Raw genomic sequence first — 21,607 nt, forward strand, 5'->3', positions numbered from 1 at the left:
TAACGAAACGAATCCGAATTCCAACACCGACAGTGATGGAGACGGGGTGCCGGATGACCAGGAAGTTGACAATGGGACCAACCCGAACGCCAACACCGACAGTGATGGTGATGGCGTGCCGGATGATCAGGAAGTCGACAATGGGACCGATCCGAACTCCAACGTAGACAGCGACGGCGATGGCGTGCCTGACGATCGGGAGACTAACAATGGCACTGACCCGAACTCCAATACCGACACCGACGGTGATGGTGTGCCGGATGATCGTGAAGTCGACAATGGAACGGATCCGAATTCCAACACCGACAGTGATGGTGACGGTGTATCTGACGATCAGGAAATTAACAATGGCACCGATCCCGCCAGCGATGACAGCGACGGTGATGGCTTACTGGATGCCGACGACCCTTACCCGAATGCCGTCACGGAAGGAGTAGACGCCAGTGTCACTGTATCGGGACAGCCTGAGACTGAGTTTTCATCCTGCTCGATAACCGCGGTGGACGGGAATGCAGCTTTAAGTCAGCCCCCAGCCGGAGTGAGACTCATCTCCACAGGCGTGGCATTTACCTTAAGTACCTGCGCGATCGGAGAGACGATCCTCGTTACGGTGGATATGGGGCAGACGCTGCCCCCGCGGGTTCAGGCGTACAAAATCGCTGGCGCGACCTGGACCCTGATAGCAGGCGCGTCTGTCGGTGGGACTACGTTGCAGTACCGTGTAACCGATGGTGGCTCACTCGACGCAGATGGTGTGGCCAACGGTGTAATTGTCGATCCAGTAGCGGCCGGGGTCTCCAGTGCCGCGATCTCGGTCCCGACGCTCAATATCGCCACACTGATCATGCTGACGCTTTTATTGCTGCTATTCGGGGTGATGCGTCTAAAGCCATCCATGTAGTTACAACCTCCAATTACGCAAAATTCTGGGCGCGGGAGTGCTACTGGTCCTCCATACACTTTTAGCGCCCCTTTCACCATAAGCTCTGGCTTCAGTAGGGCAACGGTTGCAAGAAATACGCTGACGCTCTCTTCCACCACCTTTATAGATGGGATCCTTGAGTTTTCCGGGCCTGTGACAACAATTTCAGTGGCCGTCACTTCCGACAGAACAGGCGGCCAAGCAATCACTTTCGGCCTGGACGATGCGAACTTTCCGTCACCGGTCTCACCATCTCCCGATGCGCCCGCAAGCCTCTGCGCATGCCTTACGGATTTGAATCTCCGCATACCTCGCTGTCCAGCCCTATTCGGCTCCTGTGATTGTGCTGTCCGATTGTTTGCGTGGGGTCCCGCCCTCTGGCCTACAGCAACCCAGCCAGGGATAACAGGAAAAACCCCACGGTAACGGTGACCGCTGAAAACAGGGTGGTCAGCACAATAATATTGGCCGCCAGACTTCCGTTGCCGCCCGCCGCGACCACCATCACAAAGCTGGCCGCCGCGGTCGGCGAGGCGAGCAAAAGGAATAGTACCCCGAGAGCTTCACCGCGCAACCCCAGCAGCAGGCCAAGGGTGACCGCGAGAGCCGGACCCGCACACAGACGCCAGGCCGTTGCTTCCCAGGTCAATGCCGCTCCCCTGCGTAGCTGCGCCAGCTTCATGGCGCCGCCAATGCACAGCAGAGCCAGTGGCAGAAAAAAGTGTGAAATGCCGCCCGCCAGAAGCATCGCCGGGGCCGGCAGTGGCAGTTGCAGCGCGGCCACCAGCATTCCCAGAGCGATACCGATAATCAGGGGGTTTCTGGCCATTCCCAGTGCCAGCCGCGACAGCGACTGGTGATCACCCAGCGTGGCATTCAACACCCACACCGCTATCAGGTTATAAAGCGTGGTCAGCACGGCAATGGGTAACGCAGCCAACAACAACCCCGATTCACCGAAAGCTGCGGAGCACAGTGCCACCCCAACGATCGCCAGGTTGGACCGGTAGGCACCCTGGACAAATATGCCCAGACTGTCGCGGGCAAAGCCCCGCCACAATGCGTAGCCCCAGCTCAATAGCACGGTGACCAGGGTAGCGAGAATACCCGCCAGCAGAATGGTGAGACTCCCCGGGTCGCGCAGGTCAAGCTGGGCGGCGCTGGAAAAAAGCAAAAATGGCAGGGCCCAATTGAATCCGAAACGGGACACGGCATTGACCATGGTCTCGGTCAGCCAGCCGAATCGGCGCGCAATAATGCCCGTCAGCACCCAGCAGAACGTGGGCCCCGAGACGGTGATTGCAGTCAGAAAAATGGTGAGCGGAGAATCCAATCGGTCGCTCCGTCAGGAGAAAACCCGATTATGCCAGTGCTTGCAAGGTGAGTGGGTGTCTCGAGTTCGAACTACAGGTAAAGTATAAATCCAAATTCCGAAGCGCCTGGTCAGCAGCAATATAGGGTGCCAGACGCCAACCGAGTGTTACGCAGCACAATCCGCAATGCTTTAGCAACATCGCCCACAGTGAGGTCACTCGCACCAGCGCAGTAAAGCAACTGATGAAGGAGCGTTCGCGGGATTGCAGTGTTCCTTGCGATACGTTTCTTTTGAATGATCGTCCGCCGGAACCTTAGTAAAGGTCTGCGCACCCCGCTTTACGCAATCACCCGATGCCCCGACAGCTCCGCACACACGGGCCGATACCCCCAATGCGCTTCCACCGCATCTGGACTTAATATTGCCGATGGCTGTCCTGATGCAACAGCCCGTCCTCTATCCAGCAGTAAGCATTGGTCGCAGTAGCGCAGCGCATGATTCAGGTCATGGAGGATAGCCACAACGATATAGCCCTCCTCTTTTGCCAGTCGCCGGGTAAGCGCCATGATTGCATGCTGCTGTCCCAGATCCTGAGCCGACGTAGGTTCGTCCAGCAGGAGCAGCGGCGCCTTGTCTGCCTCGCTGAGCTGAAGCAGCACACGCGCCAGATTCACCCGCTGCCGCTCACCGCCGGACAAACTCGGGTAGGCACGATCGGCCAAAGCCTGGCAGCCTACCCGCTCCAGCATAGTCGAAATGCGCTGCTGACCGTGACGCCGGCTCAAGGAGAGGGGTGTAAGACCCAGGGACACAACCTCAGCGGCAGTAAACATAAAGGCCGTTTGCGACTGCTGCGGGAGCACTCCCACATGTCGGGCCCGCGAAAGCGCCGGCCATTCACTCAATCTTCCACCATGCAGGCAAACGTCGCCGGTACAGGCAAACTCCTGCGTCAGTGCGCCAAAGAAACTACTCTTACCTGCTCCGTTCGCACCCAGGACGGCGTGAACATCGCCCGATCGCGCTTCCCAAAAAGGCACGTTCAGATTGAATGTACCTCTCGATGCACCAAGCTCCCGAACCAGAATACTCACAGGTAGTCCCGCCGTACCTGCCATAGCAAAAAAATAAAAAACGGTGCCCCCAGGAGTGCGGTCACGATGCCTACGGGCAGCTCTGCCGGCGCGATCGCGACACGCGCTATGGTATCTGCAAACAACAGCAGTACCGCGCCTCCCAATGCTGATAGCGGCAGCAGGTTCCGGTAGTCCGGTCCGCAGAGCATGCGCAGGGCGTGGGGCACAATCAGGCCCACAAAGCCGATCATGCCCGATGCGGCAACCGCGATGCCTACCCCGGCTGCCACGAGCACGACAAGTTCGAATTTAAATTTCTCTACCGCAATGCCCATGTGTCGCGCTTCCGACTCGCCAAGAAGGAGCGCATTCAAAGCCCCCGCGCGATACTGAAAACGCAGCGCCAGGCCCAAAAACACGGCAACGACAAAGAGGAGCTGCGCGTCACTGGCACGGGCCAGAGAACCCATTTGCCAAAGAGCGATGTCCCGCAGACGATCGTCGTCCGAAAGGTAGCTAAGGAGCCCGATGAGACTGCCGGATAACGCAGAGATAGCAACGCCCGCAAGAAGCAGGATAAGCACCGAGGTCCCCGCAGGCCCCCGGGCCAGACCGTAGACCAGAAGACTTGCGAGAAAGCCGCCACAGAAAGCAGCACCAGGCACCCCCCACCAGACGCTGTTCGCCGGCAACAGAAATATCGCCAGTACCGCACCCACCGCCGCACCGGCGGAAACGCCGATGATGCCCGGGTCCGCCAGGGGATTGCGGAAGAGGCCCTGCATTACCGCTCCGCACTGAGCCAACAGCGCACCGACGAGCACTGCCAGTAGGGTCCTCGGCAGTCGCAGGTCCATCACCACGGCCCGTTCATAGTTCTTAAGAGAACTCAGCTGCAGCCCCATCGCGCCGTCCACCAAAGCCAGTAATCCCGGAATCACCGGCACTTCCATAGCACCCCGGGTAATGGACATCAGGCAGGCAAGGACCAGCAAGCCTGCGGCACATACTCCGACGGGTATCAACGATACGCGCCGCAAGCCGCCACTCACGGTGCCGCGACCTGCGGCGTGCCAAAGCGCTGCAGTAGAGTAGAGGCCTCTTCCAACGCGGTAATACTTACCCCACCCACCAGAGCTTCTGCAGGGACAAGGGCAAACTGATGATTAGACACTGCCTTCAGGTGCTGCATCAGTGGATAGCGCTCCAGCCAGCTATCGGCCCCCTTTTCAAGCTCTTCTCTGCTCGCCGCAATCAACAGTAATTCAGGATTGACGCTGAGCAAGGCCTCCTGGGAGTAACTGCGATAGCCGTCATAATCAGCAACATTGTCCCCACCAATCAAAGCAATCAAACCATCACCGGCGGTGCCGCGCCCGGCGACGCGCAGCACGCCATCGCGCTCGCGCATGAGTAGTGTCCCGGGTGCGTCGAGCCGTCCCTGCGTCAGTCGCGTGCTCAAATCCGACACGCGATTGAGCAGAGCTGCCTCCGGCACAGACATGATGTCAGCGATGGCGACTATGTTGATCCTCAGCTGCGAAGGGTCCACCGGGGTCACTAGGCGATGAACCCGCACCCCTAGACTGGCTAGGGAATCAATTACTGCCGGCGGACCGGCGTGCTCCGACACCAGTAATAGCTCAGGATCAAGGGACAGCAAGCCCTCGGCTGACAGCGAACGGTGGTAGCCCACCCGCTTAATGTCCTCATATTCCGCCGGTAAGGTGCTGGTGACGTCCACCCCAACCAGGCGGTCCCCTGCTCCAAGCGCGAGCACAAGCTCGGTGATCGCTGCATCGGTGCTAATCACCCTCTCCTGAGCGCTGGCAGCACCAAAGCCGGTCGCCACCGCAAACAGCAGAACCAGGAACAAGACACCTGGGAGTGATGATTTTCCCGTGAGTCTAGTCATCCATCGTCTGTTTTTTTCTTGGACGTTTGCTTGCCCGAAGAGCGCACGAGAGCCACAAAAGTGGCCCTCGGTCCTTGAAATACTGTGCTGCATTGCTAATGCCACCCTTGCCCTGATCATGAGGCCACGATTGTATTCTTGCCAATTTTAATGTCAATGCGAATCATTTGTATTTACTTTTAGAAATAGCGTTGCTATCGTTTTGATCAGTTTCAACCGTAGCCGAGTAACTTATGACCTCTATCGCCTTCCCTCAGACGTACCCATTGTGTTCAACCTTCCACGCTAAGAGACTTTCTGGTTCACGACGAATTGCCTCCTCCTTATCCCTTGCCGTCGCCTCTGCGATCACCATGATGAGCGTCGCCGCGGCAGACAATACACCCGTCAGCGCCACGGCCCAGCCCACAGCGGATACCGAACGGGCTGTAGCGGAGGCCTGGCCCGACAATGCGCCGAACTTAGCGCCAAACACCCTGGAAAACATCGTTGTTACCGCGACGCGACTGGACACCACCCTCCGCGAGAGTGGCAGGAGTATGGCGCTCATCGATCGACTCACCATCGAGACGGTGCAGGCACAGTCGGTCGCCCAAACCCTCCAATACCAGGCGAATATCAGTATTGCCGGTGGTCCCCGCGCCGCTAACCAGGCGGTCAATATTCGAGGCCTTACCGGTAACAAGGTGTTGCAAACCGTCGACGGTGCCCGTCAGAACTTTGAGTCCGGTCACCGACCGAGTTACTTCCTGGATCCGGAGTTACTGGCGCGAGTTGAAGCCGTGAGAGGACCGGTTTCCAGCCTTTGGGGTTCGGGGGCCATGGGTGGCGTAGTTGCGCAGCGCACCATCCGCGCTGAAGACATGCTCGGCGGTGAGCGTAGCAATGGTGGCTTCCTAAAAAGCGGTTACAACAGCAACAATCAGCAAAGCACCACCACGGCAGCACTCCTGGGGCGCAGTGATCGCGCTGACTGGCTGCTGTCCGGCTACTATCGTGACAGCGACGATCTGGAACTTGGCAACGGCGATACTCTGGAAGGCTCCGCTTCGCAAAATCAGGGCGTACTAGCCAAGTATCGACAGCAGTTCGGTCCCACGCAAAGCATCGAAGTTATCTACCGGGGAGCAACCTTTGAGGGCGCTGTTCCCTCAAACGGTGAGGCGGAACTCAATACAACGAGTAACTTCCTGCTTACCCGGGATCAGCAGACCCACAACGCGAGCATCGACTATCGCTTTAACCCGGCAAGCGACTGGCTGGACAGCCGCCTGCTGGCTTATGTGAACACAATAGAGATGAACGAAGCGCGAGTGGAAGACCGTCGTCTGGACAACACCGAGCTCAATACCGTGGGCATCAACTGGAACAACCGCATGCGCTGGGGCGCAGCGACACTTCTGACCGGTATCGACGCCTACAAAGAGTCCTTTAGTGCCACGCGAGCGGGAGCTGATCGCCCCACGCCACCGGATGCCGACACTCAGGTATGGAGCGTCTACGCCCAGGCGCAGCTGCCGCTTTCGGATAGCTGGCGCCTGGACGCGGGATTGCGCTACGACAGCTTTAGAACCGAGGCTGACAACCTGAATGATCGGCGCTCCGATGGCGCCGCCTCCCCCTCGCTGGCGCTGTCCTATACGCCCAGTGACTGGGCGACACTCACCCTCCGCCACGACCGCGCTTTTAGATCCCCCAGCGCCGAGGAGCTATACAGCACCGGCACGCACTTCTGCATGGGACCCGGCTTTTGCAACCGATTTACGCCCAACTCCGAGCTCGCACCCGAGCGCGCGGCGAACACCGAATTACTCGGCCGCCTGAATTTTAGTAATGTGTTGGGAGCTGACAGTCTCAGCATTGAGGCCAGCGTCTTTGAAAACCGCGTCGACGATTTCATTGAACAAATCGTTGCGGCACCTTCTTTTATGAGACGTCCCGATCCCGGCACAACCCGCTGGATAAATGTCGACGAGGCCACGCTTCGCGGTGCCGAGCTGTCTGCAAATTATCAGCGTGACGCTCTCAGCCTGCGCGTGGCCTATGGCCTGACCCGGGGCGAGGACAATAACAGCGGTGAGGACCTGAGTAATATCCCTGCCGATACTTTCAACCTTGATCTCGGCTACGCCTGGGTAGATTTTGGGGTACTCACGGGCCTGCGTCTCACCCACGCAGCGGATCAGACCCGCATCAACGTGCCGGAACTGGCCCCCAACACACAGTTTGATGGCTACACCGTACTCGATATCTACGGCAACTGGAGCCCCCGGAGCTTTAGCGCACTGCGCTTTGACTTGAACGTCAACAATATCGGGAACGAGTTTTATCAACGGGCCTGGGACCAGCTCCCCCAGGCAGGACGCGAAGTCATCATCTCAGCTGTTTATAGTTTCTAAGGAGATTAACGATGCTTGAAGCAAGAGCCGCTCACAGTCCTGAAGCCCCAGGAGACCCACTGGGCACCGATATGGCGCTACCTCTATTGCGCCAATTGCCATCCCTGGGCCCAATGACAACGGTAATCCTCCACGGCAGTTGCGTATTCGAATTTAAGGGTGCCTTTCCCCAGGGCATCGAATCCGGGGGTTTCTACAATCTCCATGGGCCGACCCCGGGTTTCCACGGCCATCTGCGCATAGACGCCATGACCCGGGTGCGTTTTCAGGATCGTCCTCACCGCGGCCGCGCCAGCTATGCCTTTGTCTTTGAAAATCAAAAAGAGGAAGTGCTCTTTAAGGTGTTTCTCGGGCGCGACGACGAGGGAACGATCTACGAGGAACAACTGCAATTTTTTCACCGGCTGCGCCACAGCCGTCGCCTACCTTTACCCGTGGAGCTGACACCATGAAAAATACCGCCTTACAGCAGCGTTTGAGTGATGAGATTACCGATTTTCTTGACCGCAGGCGCAGTCTTCAACTTGCGACCATAGATGAATCAGGCCTTCCGTTTGCCTCCTATGCCCCTTTTGCGCGGGATGATCGGCATCTTTATGTATTACTCTCGGATATTGCGGTTCACGGCATCAACCTTGCCAGGAACCCGAGAGCGTCGGCGCTGATCATTGAAGATGAAGACACCGCCGATGAGCTCTACGCAAGAATTCGCGTCTGCTACCAGATGAAGGCCGAGGAACTGGAGGTCTACAGCAGTGCGTGGGAAAACGCTGTCAAAACCCTCGCTAACCGGCATGGCGAGCGTCCACGGAAACTGTCCCAGCTGTCGGATTTTCGTCTGTTTCGGCTGAGCCCTTTGTCCGGGCGCTACGTTAAAGGATTCGGTAAAGCCTACAGCCTCTCGGGAGGATCCCTGAGTTCACAAACCATTGATCATCTTCGCGTGGGCCACCAGGCTCGTGAGGATGCGGCCGCCTAGCGGTGATCTTGCAATAGCTTGTTCGGTAAAAGCAGCCGTTTGTAGCACTGCGCCCCCACGCCCCGTAGAATCATGCCCCCCAGGGACTTTCCAAACACTAAAGGGAGCTTCCGCTCTAACATGCAAGTGAAGGACAAAATGAATGGCATATGAACTCACAGGAAAGGTCAAACTGATTCAGGAACCCAAGACCTTTGAGAGCGGATTTACCAAACGGGAAATGGTGGTCACCGTAGAAGACGGCAAATACCCTCAGGAGATCAACCTCGAGTTTGTACAGGATAAGGTCGCTCTGCTGGATGCCGTGTCTGCGGGCATGGAAGTTACCGTCTCCTTCGATATTCGGGGCCGGGAGTACAACGGCAGGTACTTCAACAATCTCCAGGGCTGGAAAATCGTCTCCCAGGAAAGCGACAGCGCCGGCGGTAACCCGGCCGCCGATGAGTACTTTTCAACAGCGAGTGCGCCAGGGCCGGAGGTGGAGGACGACGATATCCCGTTTTAACGTGGTCACCCGGCGGAGTGCCTTTCTATGGACCTTCCCTGCTCCGCCCTTTAGTAAAACAACACTGGCGCGCTGTTCAGATGCTGGCAATCAGTCATCTCTCAACCCTTGCCTCCGGCATCGATTTGCCCTGTAATCCCTCCCCCATCTACCTTGTACCGGCTTATCATGAACATAGAACGTAATACCGTCGTTAGCTTTCACTACACGCTCCGCAACAGCGACAACGAGGAGCTGGAAACGTCCAGGGGCGACACGCCCAGCGTGTACCTTCACGGCGCCAACAACATCATGCCGGGCCTTGAGAAAAGTATGGCTGGCAAAACCGCCGGAGACGTATTTAGTGTGTGCCTCGCCGCTGCCGACGCCTATGGTGAGCGAGATCCCGAACGACAGCAGCGGATACCCGTGAAACATCTTTTATTCAAGGGCCGGCTGCGCCCGGGAATGGTCGTCGCCGTGAATACAGAACAGGGGCAACGTCCTGCAACTGTTATCAAAGCGGGAAAGTTCAGTGCCGATCTGGACACCAACCATCCGCTGGCAGGTCAGGATCTCACCTTTGATATCGAGGTTATGGAGGTTCGCGAGGCAACCAGTGAAGAAATTGCGCATCGCCATGTGCACGGCCCCGGTGGGCATCAGCACTAATCCTCGATATTCACCCGCACAGACTGGCTTTGAAACATGATGAAGCCAAAGCTTGAGAGAAAGGACACCTCCGCTGCGTCCAAACCAATACCGATACGCGCTATCTGATTGGACGCCGCCATGCCCGTGGCGTCTACCAGATGCCAGGTATGATCGAGATATACCTCCGCGACCGCATGAAAATCCGGAGGGGACACATAGGGCGCATAGCCACTGACAAAACGTGCGGGAATGGACGACGCCCTGGACAGGGCGATGAGCACGTGCGCAAAGTCCCGACACACACCCTGGCGATGCACAAAGGTATCGATGGCGGTAGTTTGGCTATTGCTGTTCTCAAAGGAGTAGCGAAAGCGCTCGAATATCCAGTCACGAATTCGCGCGATACGTTCACCCCCGCTGCTGTCCCCAAACTCCGCTTCTACAAAGCTTTGAAGCTCATCAGCCTGACAGTAGCGGGATGGCATGAGATATCTGAGGGCATCGTTGGGAAGTTTGTGGGGAGGCACCGCGGGCAGCGGTGCGATATCCAGCAGTGGCCGGTCAATCTCGACGCGAGCCTGATAGTGACACTCCAGGTCTTTATTGATGTGGAGGAGCTTGCGCTCGCCGAATCGCTCCTCCCCCAGCACCGCGCCACTGTGTAGGCACTCACTGAGGTGCATTTCTTCGCTGAGGAGCCGCTGATCCGCAAAGTCAGGCACTGTGATTTGCAGGATGATGTCCGTATCCGCCTGAACTGCGTAGTGCAACTGGACATCAATATTCAGTATCAAATGCCTGCCTCTTCTCTGTCTCCGGGTTGATTACCCCGAGTATGGCTGGAAAAGACAGTCACAGCGAACTCTGATTTTTATCGGCAGCTTCAGCCTGAATCAACTCACGGTAAAAAGAGATCGGGGCGTGACCCTTCCATCCCGGTCAGAGTACATCCGGCGACCCATACTTTTCGGTGAGGGCCGCTCGAACCGCCGCTTTTTCAGCGGGCACATCAACGGATGCGCAGCTTCCCTTGTTCCACTGCTGATACTCGTCATAAGCGGCATCACCTACCGTAGTCACCAGCTCCCAAACCAGCATGCAGGTCTCGAGGTCACTGAGCGGTGACTGTGTCTTCGCCACCTCTGCCAGAAGGCCATCGAGCCCGGGGCTGTCCTTGAAAGGCTCGGCCGAGCCAGAACCTGCGTCCAGCACCATCACCTCGGGCTGTGCAGTGCTAAATGCCGGCCAGGGCTTGTCGGCCACCGCCCCCGGCGTGCCGCCGCGGGCGAAGCGGGCCCACGCCGTCATCATGATCTCGGTCATCGCCTGCGCCGAGTCTGTATCGGGGTACATGTACTCGCCCACGGAACCGTACATGGGGGCGCCCATCACAAAAGCGATCTCACTGGCGTGAGCGGCGCCCAACACCTGAGAGAACGGCACAAACCAGTTGTCAGCCTGCTCATCCCAATCAAAGCGATAGGCATACAGGCTGCCATAGCCCGCAGCCTCGAGATTCCCAAGCGCCTGATCTACCGAACGCACCTTCCAACCGCGCCCGCGCTGCTTCACCCAATAATCAAACACATCAGGCTCACGAACCCTGAGCTTGGGTGGCAATACGCCAAACAACACATCGTCGGCATCCACAAAGTAGCGATTAAGACCAAGCCACAAGGTCACTTCATCACGGTTTGAGCCTGCCATTACGGGAATGTTCTTTGCGTAAGCCGGGTTTGCCAGTGCTGCGAGTAAACCCTCTTGCGGAATAACGTCGCCATCGTTAACAATCAGCGGTTCAGCATGATCTTTATCGATGCCGTAATACGCCCCGAGCAATGCCTGAAGCGGCAGCTCACGAAGCTCCTTGGAAGCCACGGCCCCATTGTCCATGCCAAGCTCTCGAAGCACCTCCCAGGAGCCACGATCGAGATTGGGAAACTGCATGTCAGCGTTGTAGGCCTGTTGGGGGGAATAACTCTGGGCCGTAGGAGATTGGGCAATGGCTTTGTGGAACAAACCCTCGGTCAGCGGCGAGGCGAGCATACTGTAGACATTCCGCCCCCCTGCGCTCTCACCAAAGATTGTCACGTTATCGGGATCTCCCCCAAAAGCCGCGATATTGCGCTGCGTCCACTTAAGCGCCGCGATAATATCGAGGGTGCCAAAGTTACCGCTTGCATCAAGTCCTTCAGCGGATGCCTGTAGTGCGGGGTGCGTAAACCAACCCAATGGCCCCAGACGGTAGTTGATGGTCACCACCACTACGCCCTTGCGGGCCGCCAATGCTGAGTAGTCGTAGGTACCTTTATGACCGGAGGTATTGCCTCCACCATGAATCCAGAACATCACCGGGTAAGCCCCGCGCTTGTAGTCTGCCGGTGCTACAACATCCAGATAAAGACAATCTTCCTGGCCAACAAAGCCATCATTATCGGTGCCTGAAATTTCTCCCGGCTCCTGGGGACACAGAATATCGCCCTGTGAAGAGGGAATACGCTCCTGCGACACCTCGGCCAAACGCTGCGGCGCCCGCCAACGGAGATCACCAACGGGGGGCTTTGCGTAAGGGATATCGAGCCAGCGCACCACCGGGTGTTCGCTGGATACACCGCTCACCTGCCCGCTCTCCGTGGACACCAGGGTGTCGGCAAGCTCCTGCGCCGGCGGCGCGGAACAGCCCAGAAACAGGCTGCAGAGCAGCCCCACCAGCGGTATTCCTGCTAGCTGAAACGTTCTCATGACTTATTGAGGTTCGCTTCAATAGCGTCCAGAAAGCCATACATATCCACTACGGTTTCGCTCGCGGGATCCACGGTTTTGCCTTTCAGGTCGCCGGTGATCGTGCCCTGCGCCACCGTCTCTATCAGCGCTGCTTTGAGGCGCTGGGCGTAGTCAGCAAGGGCTTCGTTATCCTCACGACGGGCCATCTCCTCCAAAGCATTGGCCACGGCAAAGATCAGTGCCGATGAGTTGAAGTGCGCTTCTTTCCCATCGGTTTCGAGATAACGGAGATAAAGGTCATGGGCGGTGCCGTGAGGCGCCTCATAGAGCAATGTGCCGTCTTTGCTCTTGATCACCGAACTAGCGGTGGCGAGACTGCCACCGAGGGCCGCGGAGATATCCGAAAAAATATCGCCGTCGAGGTTCTGGGCGGGATAGAGACCCCAGCGCGGCGGATCGCAGATCATCTTGCTGAGCTGCCGGGAAGGACGCATGATCATGAAGGACGGTGGAGGCGTGTCCAACGCGGCCAGCTCTTTACGAATCTCCAGAATAATCGAGCTGTAAACCTCGTCGTAATTAACGAACTCGCGCTTAAGGCCAAAATACACTTCTTTTTTGTTGATCGATGCGTCTTTAAAGACCTGCTTTACCCAGTCCTTGATCGCATCGCGGGCATTGGACATAAACAGGATAGGGTCATTCGCCTTGACCATGCGCGCGTGCTTCTCGACCCCGTCAACCACCACCTTGATAATGCCGTCCTCGGGAGCCGGGGTGTTGTAGCTGCCGTACTGGTCGCCCCCACCGGCGCTCATGCGGGAGATAGAAACATTTGCCTTTCGCTCGGGCAGGCCATAATGCTTGAGCTGCTGCACAAGCTTGTAGAGCTTCATGCCGCTGACGTTATCGGGCACACCCCAGAGCGCCCGCTCCGGGGGATTAGAAACAATCCGCGCTGCCTGGGCGTCAATGAGCTCGTAGTGATACTCCAGTCCCGCAGCGGCCACCTTATCTTTATAGTCGCTCTCGTAAATCGCCTCGATAGCAGCACGCATAACGCCGTCATAGCCGGGGACCACGGTATCTTTCAGACCCAGATAGATATCCCGCTTTTCATCGAGGGCACGCTGGAAGAAGCGGTGCGCCCAGGCCTCCACTTCCTCAAGACTGTTGTTGGCCAGCATCCAGGGGTCACCCTTTTTCAGGGTGCGTCGGTGTAATTCCACCGGATCGCCGCTGCTGCCGACAAACATGACCTTTGCCACGCCGGTCGCGTTGGACAGCTCGCTGTAGCTGAAATCCAGTCCGCCGCTGTCCATGGTGTCCACTTCGATGTCACGATCGACCCAGTCCGGGCGTACGCTGGTGAGGTTCTGAAACTCGATATCTTCACGGGTTATGTTGCCGCCGATGCCTTTACGGATAGCACCGTTGGGTGACTTGGTGGCCAGCTTATCGAGTTCCGACTCCTTGATATCCGGATACTTGGCGAGAAGCTCGTCAAGCTGGCTGCGATTCACCGTCATCCCGGCATTTTTGATGCCCACGCCGTGCTCTATGAGCGCGTCAATGGCCTCGAGCACCACCTGTCCATTGGTGATAAACCGCTTTTCTGCAGATAAATCGACTTCTAGAAGGTCGATATCCAGGCGCGAGGTAACAAACTGCTCCAGGAGACGCTCAAAGGCGATTTGCGCCATCTCGTCGCCATGGAGAATGACCAGCGGTTTCTCGACCTTGATTTTGTTACTCACGTTCTACGCTCCTGATGGGTTGCTTGGCGTGACGCCTCCGTCACTCGCAGTGCACAATTCTAAGCTGCAGCCCTCTCTAACACCACCAATCAGCTTCGCTTTTTGGTCAACTCACCGGCAGAAAAATCTTTGATCGCTGCGAGCGTTGACGCTCTAGACCCTTTGCATGGGATGAACTCCAGCGGTATTTTCCTGCCACAATGGGGGCACCAAAGCGCACGCCGATTTAAGGAGACAAGAATGGCGGGATCTCTTCAGGACCAGCTACTCAATGCCGGTTTAAGCGACGCCAAAAAGGCAAAAAAGCTCGACAAGGAAAAGCGCAAGCAAAAGCGCACCGCGCAAAAGTCCCGCACCGAAGTGGTGGATGAAGTGAAGCTGGCAGCGCAGCAGGCGCGGGAAGAGAAGGCTGCGCGTGACCGTGAGCTCAACCAGGCACGAAACGCCGAAGCCCAGCGCAAGGCCATTGAGGCGCAAATTGTTCAGCTCATTGATAACAACAGGCTGGATCGTAAGGGTGGCGATATCGGCTTCAACTTCACGGCCGACCAGAAGATCAAGAAGATCTACGTCTCAGGGCTGCAGCAAAAATTGTTGGCCGCTGGCAAGGTCGCTATTGCGGCAGTAACAGAGGGCTTTGAACTCATACCCGCGGAGGTTGCCCACAAAATCGCGGAGCGCGATGCGGCGCGGGTGATTTTCTGCACACAGAGTACTGCGGACGCGCTCGAGGGCGAGGAAAAAGACTGGTACAAGGATTATGAGATTCCCGACGACCTGATGTGGTAGACCATAGTCCGTCGTAATTCAACTATTCCAAGGACCTACCAAATAACAGAAAGCGAGGATTATTCACCCTCGCTTTCTGAGGGACCAATCACTCAGGCCGATGGATACCGCAAATTTTGTGGCCATCCGGGTCCAGAAAATAGCTGAGGTGCATGACACCCATGCTGCTGTCTCGTGGCCCGGGGGGATCCTCGACCGATACGGCGCCATTGGCAACGGCCACATCATGAAGCTCCTTCACCTGCTCGGGGGATTTGCAAAGAAACCCGATAGTGGATCCATTTGCCGAGGTCACCGCCTCACCATTAATGGGTTCACTGATACCAAAGGTGGTCCCGTCATGGATGTAAAAAAGGCGCTTCTGCCCTGTGTCATTAGTGTGTTCGATAGGATCGCCAGCCCCCAGAACACCCAGTACAGCGTTATAGAACTGCTTGGATTTTTCGATATCGTCAGAGCCGATCATCAAGTGATTTAACATGCGATTATTTCCTTTTGTGAGATAAATGTTCTTTTACGGCGATCATAGGCATCAGCTGGCTGAACGCGACACACTGAATACACCACTGGCACGCACACAAGGTTTTTCTCCCACCGAAAAGCATGCATGGTGGCCTCGCACGCCAGCGTGTAGGATCGCCATCCTATTCATAAAAAACATCAATAACCAGATAGACACATGCTTACCCTAAACGATTTTTCGCTGAAACCGGACGAGGACAGAGTGTTCTCCCATAGCTTCGCAGCAGGAGAAATTTCGGTGGTACTGGGGGCGAATCAGTCAGGAAAGACCGACCTGTGTAGACTCATCGCCGGATTGAACACCGTTGCCCGGGGCAAAGTATCCCTCGACGGCGAACCGCTGGATTCCCTCCCACCGCGGCAGCGTCCGGTTGGCATGGTGTATCAGGCTTTCGTGAATTACCCGAATCTGACGGTGTTTGACAATATTGCGTCCCCCTTAAAAGCCCAAAAAGCGGATTTGGCGGCCACCAAAGCGACCGTAGATTCCCTCGCGGAAAAATTGCAAATCAGCGCGCTCCTCGAGCGACACCCTCACGAGCTATCCGGCGGACAGCAGCAGCGGGTTGCCATCGCCCGAGCCATGGCCAAGGGAGCACGGGTTCTGCTCCTTGACGAACCCCTAGTAAATCTCGACTTCAAATTACGCGAATCTCTGGAGCTGGAACTTCGCGACCTGCTCCGCGCCTCGCACACCACGGTGATTTACACCAGCAGCGACCCTAGGGATGCTTTCACGCTCGGCGATCAGTTGCTGCTACTCCACAAAGGTAAAAAGCTGCAGTGCGGCCCGCCGCTAGCCGTCTATGAGAATCCCGAGTCCGTCGAAGCCATGGCGCTGCTGGCCGATCCCGATATCAATCGCTTTTACCGCAACGACAAACTCTGCGCTCTGCGTCCCGAACATATCAGCATCAGCACTGCAAATAGCCCCGTCACAGCAACGGTGGAATTTGCCATGCAGGTTATTGCCTGCGAGACCAGTGGTAGCGAATCTTTTATACATGGCGAGGTCGAGGGCCACGAATGGGTATTGCGTCAACGGGGCATGCAGTCGGCAGCGGTGGGTCAGCGATTGACGATCAGCGCTGCTGAGCGCGACGTCGTGAGATTCTGATGGCACAGATCAGCCTCGAAAACCTGGGCTTTCGTTACCCCGGCGCACCCGAAGACACCCTGTCCAATCTCAATTTGGAGATCGCAGATGGCGAAGCCCACGCACTGCTGGGGGCCAGCGGTGCCGGGAAAACAACCCTCCTCAATATTTTGTCGGGGCTTCTTGTGCCCAGCGCTGGCAGCCTTTGCTTCGATGGTAAGGATGTTTCCAGGCTGTCGGGGCGAGCACGCAGGGTTGCGCAGGTTTTTCAGTTTCCGGTTCTCTATGAATCCCTCAGCGTTGCCGACAACCTCGCGTTCCCCCTGAAAACGCGCAAAGCAGATGCCGGTCTGATTGCAGAAAGAGTCGACTATATCTGCGATGAACTGGAGATCAGCAATCTTCGTGAGCTCAAACCGGCGGCGCTCTCGCTCTTTCAAAAGCAACTGGTGGCAGTGGGCAAAGCCCTGGTCTCACCGGATGTCGCCATGGTGTTGCTGGACGAGCCTCTCACCGCAGTGGAGCCTCGTACCAAGTGGCGTCTCCGTCAAACGCTGCGGCGCGTCCAGGACGATCTCAAGGTCACTATGATCTATGTGACGCATGATCAAACCGAGGCCCTCACCTTTGCGGATCGTGTGTCCGTACTTTCGGCCGGCGGCATACTACAAACCGATACACCCGGGGAGCTTTACGCATCGCCGGCTCACGAATTCGTCGGGCATTTTGTGGGCAGCCCCGGCATGAACTTTTTGCCCGGGCAGGCCCTGGGCATAAACGATGCTGAGCGTGTGGGCTTTCGTCCTGAGTGGGGAACGCTGGCCCTGGCAGAGGGTCCATCCCGAAATGAGGCCGAAAGTTCAACCTCCCAAGGCTCACTGATTGCCACAGTTATTCGCACTCGTTTGCAGGGGGCACTGGGGGGCGAGGCTTTCGGTCTGATCACCCTGGGCACCTCTCACGGCGAGATAACCGTGCGCGGACCCATGCCTCGCAACACACTGGAAACCGGCGATAGTTTACACCTGCAGCTCAGCCGCTGTGTTTGCTACCAAGATCAAACCATGGTCCGCGACATTGACTTCCTTTAAGCCAAAAAACAACCGCGCCTGGCTGGGCGTGCTTCCAGTGCTGCTGGTCGTCGCCTTTAGCGCTGTCATACCGTTAATGACCGTCGTCAACTATTCGGTGCAGGACATTCTCGATTTTAACTCGCGCTTTTTTGTGGGGTTTGAGTGGTACCGCGACACGCTCAAGGACCCACGCTTCATCGACGCCTTTATCAGGCAGGTGATGTTCAGTCTCACCATTTTGCTGATCGAGGTGCCTCTTGGGGTCGCAGTGGCAAAGGGCATCAACCGGAACAGCCGCTTCACCTCCCTGACATTGATACTCCTGGCCATACCCCTGCTGATTCCCTGGAACGTGGTAGGCACTATCTGGCAGGTCTACGCCCGCCCCGACATCGGACTACTGGGCTGGGGCATCAACGCGCTGGGTATCGCCTACAACTACACCGCAGAACCCTTGCACGCCTGGCTGACCCTGGTAGCCATGGACGTCTGGCATTGGACATCGCTGATTGCCCTGTTGGCTTTTGCGGGACTCACCTCAATTCCTGCCCCCTACTACCAGGCCGCAGAGCTCGACGGCGCCAGCCGCTGGCAGGTGTTTCGCTACGTGGAACTACCGCGCCTCCGGGGCGTACTGATCATCGGCGTACTCCTTCGGCTCATGGACAGCTTTATGATTTACACGGAGCCTTTTGTATTGACCGGTGGTGGTCCCGGTAACGCCACCACCATGCTCAGCCAGCATCTGGCCACCATGGCGGTGGGACAGTTTGATCTCGGCCCTGCTGCCGCATTCTCGGTTATCTATTTCCTCTTCGTTTTGCTGTTTTGCTGGATCTTTTACACCAGCGTAGTGCGCACTGATGATGAGAAATGACGATGAATAACGGTGGCTTCAGTCGCGCGGTGCTCATGCTCTACGGCGTGTACCTGCTCCTGCCGCTCTACTGGCTGCTCTCTATGGCACTGCGCAGCAACGCGGACATCATGGGTGATTTTTCCTTGCTACCGCCGACGACCACCTGGGCAAACTTTGCAGAGATTTTTTCCAACCCGGTGTGGTACGAGGGTTTTGCCAATTCTCTGAGCTACGTGGCCATCAATACGCTTATCTCCCTGGCAGTCGCCATTCCGGCGGCCTATGCTTTTTCACGCTATCGGTTCCTTGGCGACAAGCAGCTATTTTTCTGGCTCCTGACCAACCGCATGGCGCCCCCGGCGGTCTTCCTGCTGCCGTTCTTCCAGCTCTATTCCGCCGTTGGCCTCTTCGACACGCCTCTTGCCATCGCCCTGGCGCACTGCCTGTTTACCGTCCCTCTGTCCGTGTGGATTCTCGAGGGTTTTTTCTCAGGAGTGCCCACCGAGTTAGACGAAATGGCGCAAATCGACGGGCACAGTTTCCTCTACTTTTTCGTGCGTATTTTTCTGCCCATCAATCGCGGCGCTATCGGTGTCACTCTGTTCTTCTGTTTTATGTTCAGTTGGGTGGAGCTCCTGCTGGCCCGCACGCTATCGGGCGCATCGAGTAAACCCATTGTGGTGGTGATGACCCGCACCGTCAGTGCGTCGGGGGTAGACTGGGGTGTCCTGGCCGCGGCCGGCGTGCTGACAGTGGTCCCGGGCGTGCTCGTGGTGTGGTTTGTCCGTAAGGACCTCGTGAAGGGTTTTGCGCTGGGACGGGTGTCATGAGCTGGATGGCCTGGACCATGCCAACGGCAATCTTCTTCAGCGCAATCGGACTTGCCGTGATCGCGCTGACCGCTCTGGAGATTCTCAGACCCACGGCGCGCGCCCGGGGCTTTCTGCCCATGGCGACAACCCGGGGAGACCGTTTTTTTATCAGCCTGTTGAGTGCGGCGTTTATTCATTTACTCTGGTTGGGAACCGTGGAAAAAGGGCTATGGCTCGCCTCCAGCCTGTCATTGCTCTGGGCTTTCCTACTTATGCGTCGGGGCTAGGCTCTCTATACTAACGCTCTGGTCATTCAGGATAAGAATCGTGAAAATCGCTCCCAAGCTTGCCCCCTTTCCCCGCATCCCTGCCCTTTCCGTAGCTGCACTTTCCGCTATATTGCTGGGCGGCTGCTCAGATCAGACCGCTGAGTCACCGGCGGCGGTGTCCTTAGATTTTTCCGCGAATGCAGAAAGCTGGCTCGAAGAATTTCAGCCCTCAACGCTGGCCCGGGAAGCGCAGCTCGCCGAGCTGGCCTGGTTTACCGAGGCGGCCAAAGATTTTCGCGGCATGTCCATCAACGTGGCCTCTGAAAGCCTGACTACCCACGAGTACGAGAGCACAGAGCTTACAAAAGCCTTTTATGACGTCACCGGCATCCGGGTCACCCATGATCTGATTCAGGAAGGTGACGTCATCGAAAAACTGCAGACGCAGATGCAGACGGGCGAGAACGTCTACGACGCCTACGTAAACGACTCCGATCTCATTGGCACCCACGCCCGCTATGGTTATGTGGTCCCCCTGAGTGACTTTATGGCAGGTGACGGCGCGGCAGTTACCTCCCCTACCCTGGATCTTGATGACTTTATCGGCATCAGTTTTACCACCGGTCCCGACGGCAAAATCTACCAGCTGCCAGACCAGCAATTCGCCAATCTCTATTGGTTTCGCTACGACTGGTTTACCACTCCCGCGATCCAGGAGCAGTTTGAGGCACTCTACGGCTACCCCCTCGGCGTGCCCGTAAATTGGTCCGCCTATGAAGATATTGCGGAATTTTTTAGCGAGCACGTCAAAGAAATCGATGGCGAACGGGTTTATGGCCATATGGATTACGGTAAGAAAGACCCCTCGCTGGGATGGCGCTTTACAGACGCCTGGCTCTCTATGGCAGGCGCCGGTGATGCGGGCATTCCCAACGGCCTCCCCGTGGACGAATGGGGTATCCGCGTTGAAGACTGCCGGCCCGTAGGCTCGAGCGTCAGTCGTGGTGGAGCCACGAATGGCCCTGCCGCCGTTTATGCGCTGTCAAAATACATGGATTGGCTAAAGCGCTACGCACCGCCTGAAGCCGGCGGTATGACGTTCTCGGAGGCTGGGCCTGTTCCCGCCCAGGGTCACATTGCCCAACAGATATTCTGGTACACGACATTCACCGCAGACATGATTCAACCGGGCCTGGCCGTAGTGAATGATGACGGCACGCCCAAATGGCGTATGGCCCCCTCTCCTCACGGACCTTACTGGAGCGATGGGATGAAGCTGGGCTACCAGGACACAGGATCCTGGACATTGCTCAAGAGCACGCCGCTGGATCGGCGCAAGGCCGCCTGGCTCTACGCGCAGTTTGTTACCTCCAAAACCGTATCCCTGAAAAAGACCCTGGTGGGACTGACCCCCATCCGCAAGTCCGACCTGAATGCGCAGGCGATGACAGACCTTGCGCCAAAACTGGGGGGGCTCGTTGAGTTTTACCGCAGTCCCGCACGAACGCTGTGGACACCCACGGGCACCAACGTCCCGGACTACCCAAAGCTTGCGCAGCTGTGGTGGGCCAACGTTGCAAATGCGGTCAGTGGCGAAGTAACACCTCAGATTGCCATGGATACCCTGGCAGAGCAGCAGGACCGCATCATGGGTCGTTTGGAGCAACATGGCGTCCTCGGTGAATGTGGCCCGGCATTGAACGAGCCAAGAGACCCGCAGTACTGGCTCGATCAGCCTGGGGCGCCCAAAGCGAAGCTCGCCGAGGAGAAACCTCAGGGCGAAACCGTACCCTATGACGAGCTGATCAAGGCCTGGTCCGCAGAGTAAGTCATCACGGCCGTCATTACTGTCGATTGGCAAAAAAGAACGGTAACGTCGCTAGCTAAGCCAGCTCCAAGAGCGGCAGTTTGGCTCTGAGCTGCTTACCAGTACCAACAAGTTCTGCGAGCGTAACGGCGTCG

Annotated in this window: 21 protein-coding genes; 13 read left to right on the top strand and 8 right to left on the bottom strand. The window is 57.1% G+C overall.

The annotated features are described in order from the left end of the window. On the top strand, window positions 1–901 hold a 901-nt coding region (locus tag ACTG3T_RS01985), incomplete at its 5' end, for a choice-of-anchor U domain-containing protein (RefSeq protein WP_439100588.1). A 403-nt stretch (window positions 902–1,304) separates the two neighbouring features. Here the strand turns inward: ACTG3T_RS01985 and ACTG3T_RS01990 are convergent. The 4 genes from ACTG3T_RS01990 to ACTG3T_RS02005 form a co-directional block, all read right to left on the bottom strand. Next, the gene (locus ACTG3T_RS01990) at window positions 1,305–2,255 is read right to left on the bottom strand and encodes an AEC family transporter (protein ID WP_439100589.1); all 951 of its coding nucleotides are present in this window, start codon (window positions 2,253–2,255) and stop codon (window positions 1,305–1,307) included. Window positions 2,256–2,575: 320 nt separating this feature from the next. Further along, window positions 2,576–3,331 (bottom strand): ATP-binding cassette domain-containing protein, encoded by a 756-nt coding sequence (locus ACTG3T_RS01995; RefSeq protein WP_439100590.1) that lies wholly within the window; start codon window positions 3,329–3,331, stop codon window positions 2,576–2,578. Continuing rightward, window positions 3,328–4,365 carry a FecCD family ABC transporter permease gene (locus ACTG3T_RS02000; RefSeq protein ID WP_439100591.1) on the bottom strand — a complete coding sequence of 346 codons (1,038 nt, stop codon included), beginning with the start codon at window positions 4,363–4,365 and terminating at the stop codon, window positions 3,328–3,330. The genes ACTG3T_RS01995 and ACTG3T_RS02000 overlap by 4 nt, the downstream gene beginning before the upstream one ends. Then, window positions 4,362–5,228, bottom strand: coding sequence for a heme/hemin ABC transporter substrate-binding protein (locus ACTG3T_RS02005; RefSeq protein ID WP_439100592.1), 867 nt, complete (start codon window positions 5,226–5,228; stop codon window positions 4,362–4,364). Before ACTG3T_RS02005 ends, ACTG3T_RS02000 begins: the two co-directional genes overlap by 4 nt. 353 nt (window positions 5,229–5,581) lie before the next feature. On the opposite strand from ACTG3T_RS02005, the gene ACTG3T_RS02010 reads away from it, so the two are divergent. The 5 genes from ACTG3T_RS02010 (at window position 5,582) to ACTG3T_RS02030 (ending at window position 9,762) form a co-directional block, all read left to right on the top strand. Continuing rightward, complete coding sequence (locus ACTG3T_RS02010) at window positions 5,582–7,627, top strand: TonB-dependent hemoglobin/transferrin/lactoferrin family receptor (RefSeq protein ID WP_439100593.1); 2,046 nt, start codon at window positions 5,582–5,584, stop codon at window positions 7,625–7,627. Window positions 7,628–7,638: 11 nt separating this feature from the next. Then, entirely contained in the window at window positions 7,639–8,079 is a 441-nt protein-coding gene (locus tag ACTG3T_RS02015) for a ChuX/HutX family heme-like substrate-binding protein (RefSeq protein WP_439100594.1), read from the top strand. After that, window positions 8,076–8,606 (top strand): HugZ family protein, encoded by a 531-nt coding sequence (locus tag ACTG3T_RS02020; protein ID WP_439100595.1) that lies wholly within the window; start codon window positions 8,076–8,078, stop codon window positions 8,604–8,606. Before ACTG3T_RS02015 ends, ACTG3T_RS02020 begins: the two co-directional genes overlap by 4 nt. Before the next feature lie 142 nt (window positions 8,607–8,748). After that, window positions 8,749–9,111: a DUF3127 domain-containing protein gene (locus ACTG3T_RS02025; protein ID WP_439100596.1), complete on the top strand. Its 363-nt coding sequence runs from the start codon at window positions 8,749–8,751 to the stop codon at window positions 9,109–9,111. 168 nt (window positions 9,112–9,279) lie between these two features. Then, window positions 9,280–9,762, top strand: a complete 483-nt coding sequence (locus ACTG3T_RS02030; protein ID WP_439100597.1) for an FKBP-type peptidyl-prolyl cis-trans isomerase — start codon at window positions 9,280–9,282, stop codon at window positions 9,760–9,762. Here ACTG3T_RS02030 and ACTG3T_RS02035 read toward each other — a convergent pair. The 3 genes from ACTG3T_RS02035 to ACTG3T_RS02045 form a co-directional block, all read right to left on the bottom strand. Continuing rightward, window positions 9,759–10,538, bottom strand: a complete 780-nt coding sequence (locus tag ACTG3T_RS02035) for a transglutaminase-like domain-containing protein (protein WP_439100598.1) — start codon at window positions 10,536–10,538, stop codon at window positions 9,759–9,761. The genes ACTG3T_RS02030 and ACTG3T_RS02035 overlap by 4 nt on opposite strands. Before the next feature lie 145 nt (window positions 10,539–10,683). Further along, a complete protein-coding gene (locus tag ACTG3T_RS02040; protein ID WP_439100599.1) occupies window positions 10,684–12,486 on the bottom strand; it encodes a carboxylesterase/lipase family protein in 1,803 nt (600 codons plus the stop codon). Then, the gene (locus ACTG3T_RS02045; RefSeq protein ID WP_439100600.1) at window positions 12,483–14,225 is read right to left on the bottom strand and encodes an isocitrate/isopropylmalate family dehydrogenase; all 1,743 of its coding nucleotides are present in this window, start codon (window positions 14,223–14,225) and stop codon (window positions 12,483–12,485) included. The genes ACTG3T_RS02040 and ACTG3T_RS02045 overlap by 4 nt, the downstream gene beginning before the upstream one ends. Before the next feature lie 240 nt (window positions 14,226–14,465). Between ACTG3T_RS02045 and ACTG3T_RS02050 the strand changes: the two genes are divergently transcribed. Further along, a complete protein-coding gene (locus ACTG3T_RS02050) occupies window positions 14,466–15,014 on the top strand; it encodes a DUF2058 domain-containing protein (protein WP_439100601.1) in 549 nt (182 codons plus the stop codon). Window positions 15,015–15,102: 88 nt separating this feature from the next. Here the strand turns inward: ACTG3T_RS02050 and ACTG3T_RS02055 are convergent, their stop codons facing one another. Beyond that, complete coding sequence (locus tag ACTG3T_RS02055; RefSeq protein ID WP_439100602.1) at window positions 15,103–15,495, bottom strand: VOC family protein; 393 nt, start codon at window positions 15,493–15,495, stop codon at window positions 15,103–15,105. 198 nt (window positions 15,496–15,693) lie between these two features. Between ACTG3T_RS02055 and ACTG3T_RS02060 the strand changes: the two genes are divergently transcribed. From ACTG3T_RS02060 to ACTG3T_RS02085, 6 genes are read left to right on the top strand one after another with little or no spacing between them, the layout of a single operon-like run. Then, complete coding sequence (locus ACTG3T_RS02060; protein ID WP_439100603.1) at window positions 15,694–16,653, top strand: ABC transporter ATP-binding protein; 960 nt, start codon at window positions 15,694–15,696, stop codon at window positions 16,651–16,653. Beyond that, entirely contained in the window at window positions 16,653–17,723 is a 1,071-nt protein-coding gene (locus ACTG3T_RS02065) for an ABC transporter ATP-binding protein (RefSeq protein WP_439100604.1), read from the top strand. The genes ACTG3T_RS02060 and ACTG3T_RS02065 overlap by 1 nt, the downstream gene beginning before the upstream one ends. Then, complete coding sequence (locus ACTG3T_RS02070; RefSeq protein WP_439100605.1) at window positions 17,710–18,582, top strand: carbohydrate ABC transporter permease; 873 nt, start codon at window positions 17,710–17,712, stop codon at window positions 18,580–18,582. The genes ACTG3T_RS02065 and ACTG3T_RS02070 overlap by 14 nt, the downstream gene beginning before the upstream one ends. A 2-nt stretch (window positions 18,583–18,584) precedes the next feature. Further along, window positions 18,585–19,394, top strand: coding sequence for a carbohydrate ABC transporter permease (locus ACTG3T_RS02075; RefSeq protein WP_439100606.1), 810 nt, complete (start codon window positions 18,585–18,587; stop codon window positions 19,392–19,394). Continuing rightward, a complete protein-coding gene (locus ACTG3T_RS02080) occupies window positions 19,391–19,663 on the top strand; it encodes a DUF2160 domain-containing protein (RefSeq protein WP_439100607.1) in 273 nt (90 codons plus the stop codon). Before ACTG3T_RS02075 ends, ACTG3T_RS02080 begins: the two co-directional genes overlap by 4 nt. 40 nt (window positions 19,664–19,703) lie before the next feature. Then, window positions 19,704–21,473 (top strand): ABC transporter substrate-binding protein, encoded by a 1,770-nt coding sequence (locus tag ACTG3T_RS02085; RefSeq protein WP_439100608.1) that lies wholly within the window; start codon window positions 19,704–19,706, stop codon window positions 21,471–21,473. The last annotated feature ends 134 nt before the right edge of the window (window positions 21,474–21,607 follow it).

The organism is Congregibacter sp. (assembly GCF_965660375.1).
Taxonomy (GTDB): domain Bacteria; phylum Pseudomonadota; class Gammaproteobacteria; order Pseudomonadales; family Halieaceae; genus Congregibacter.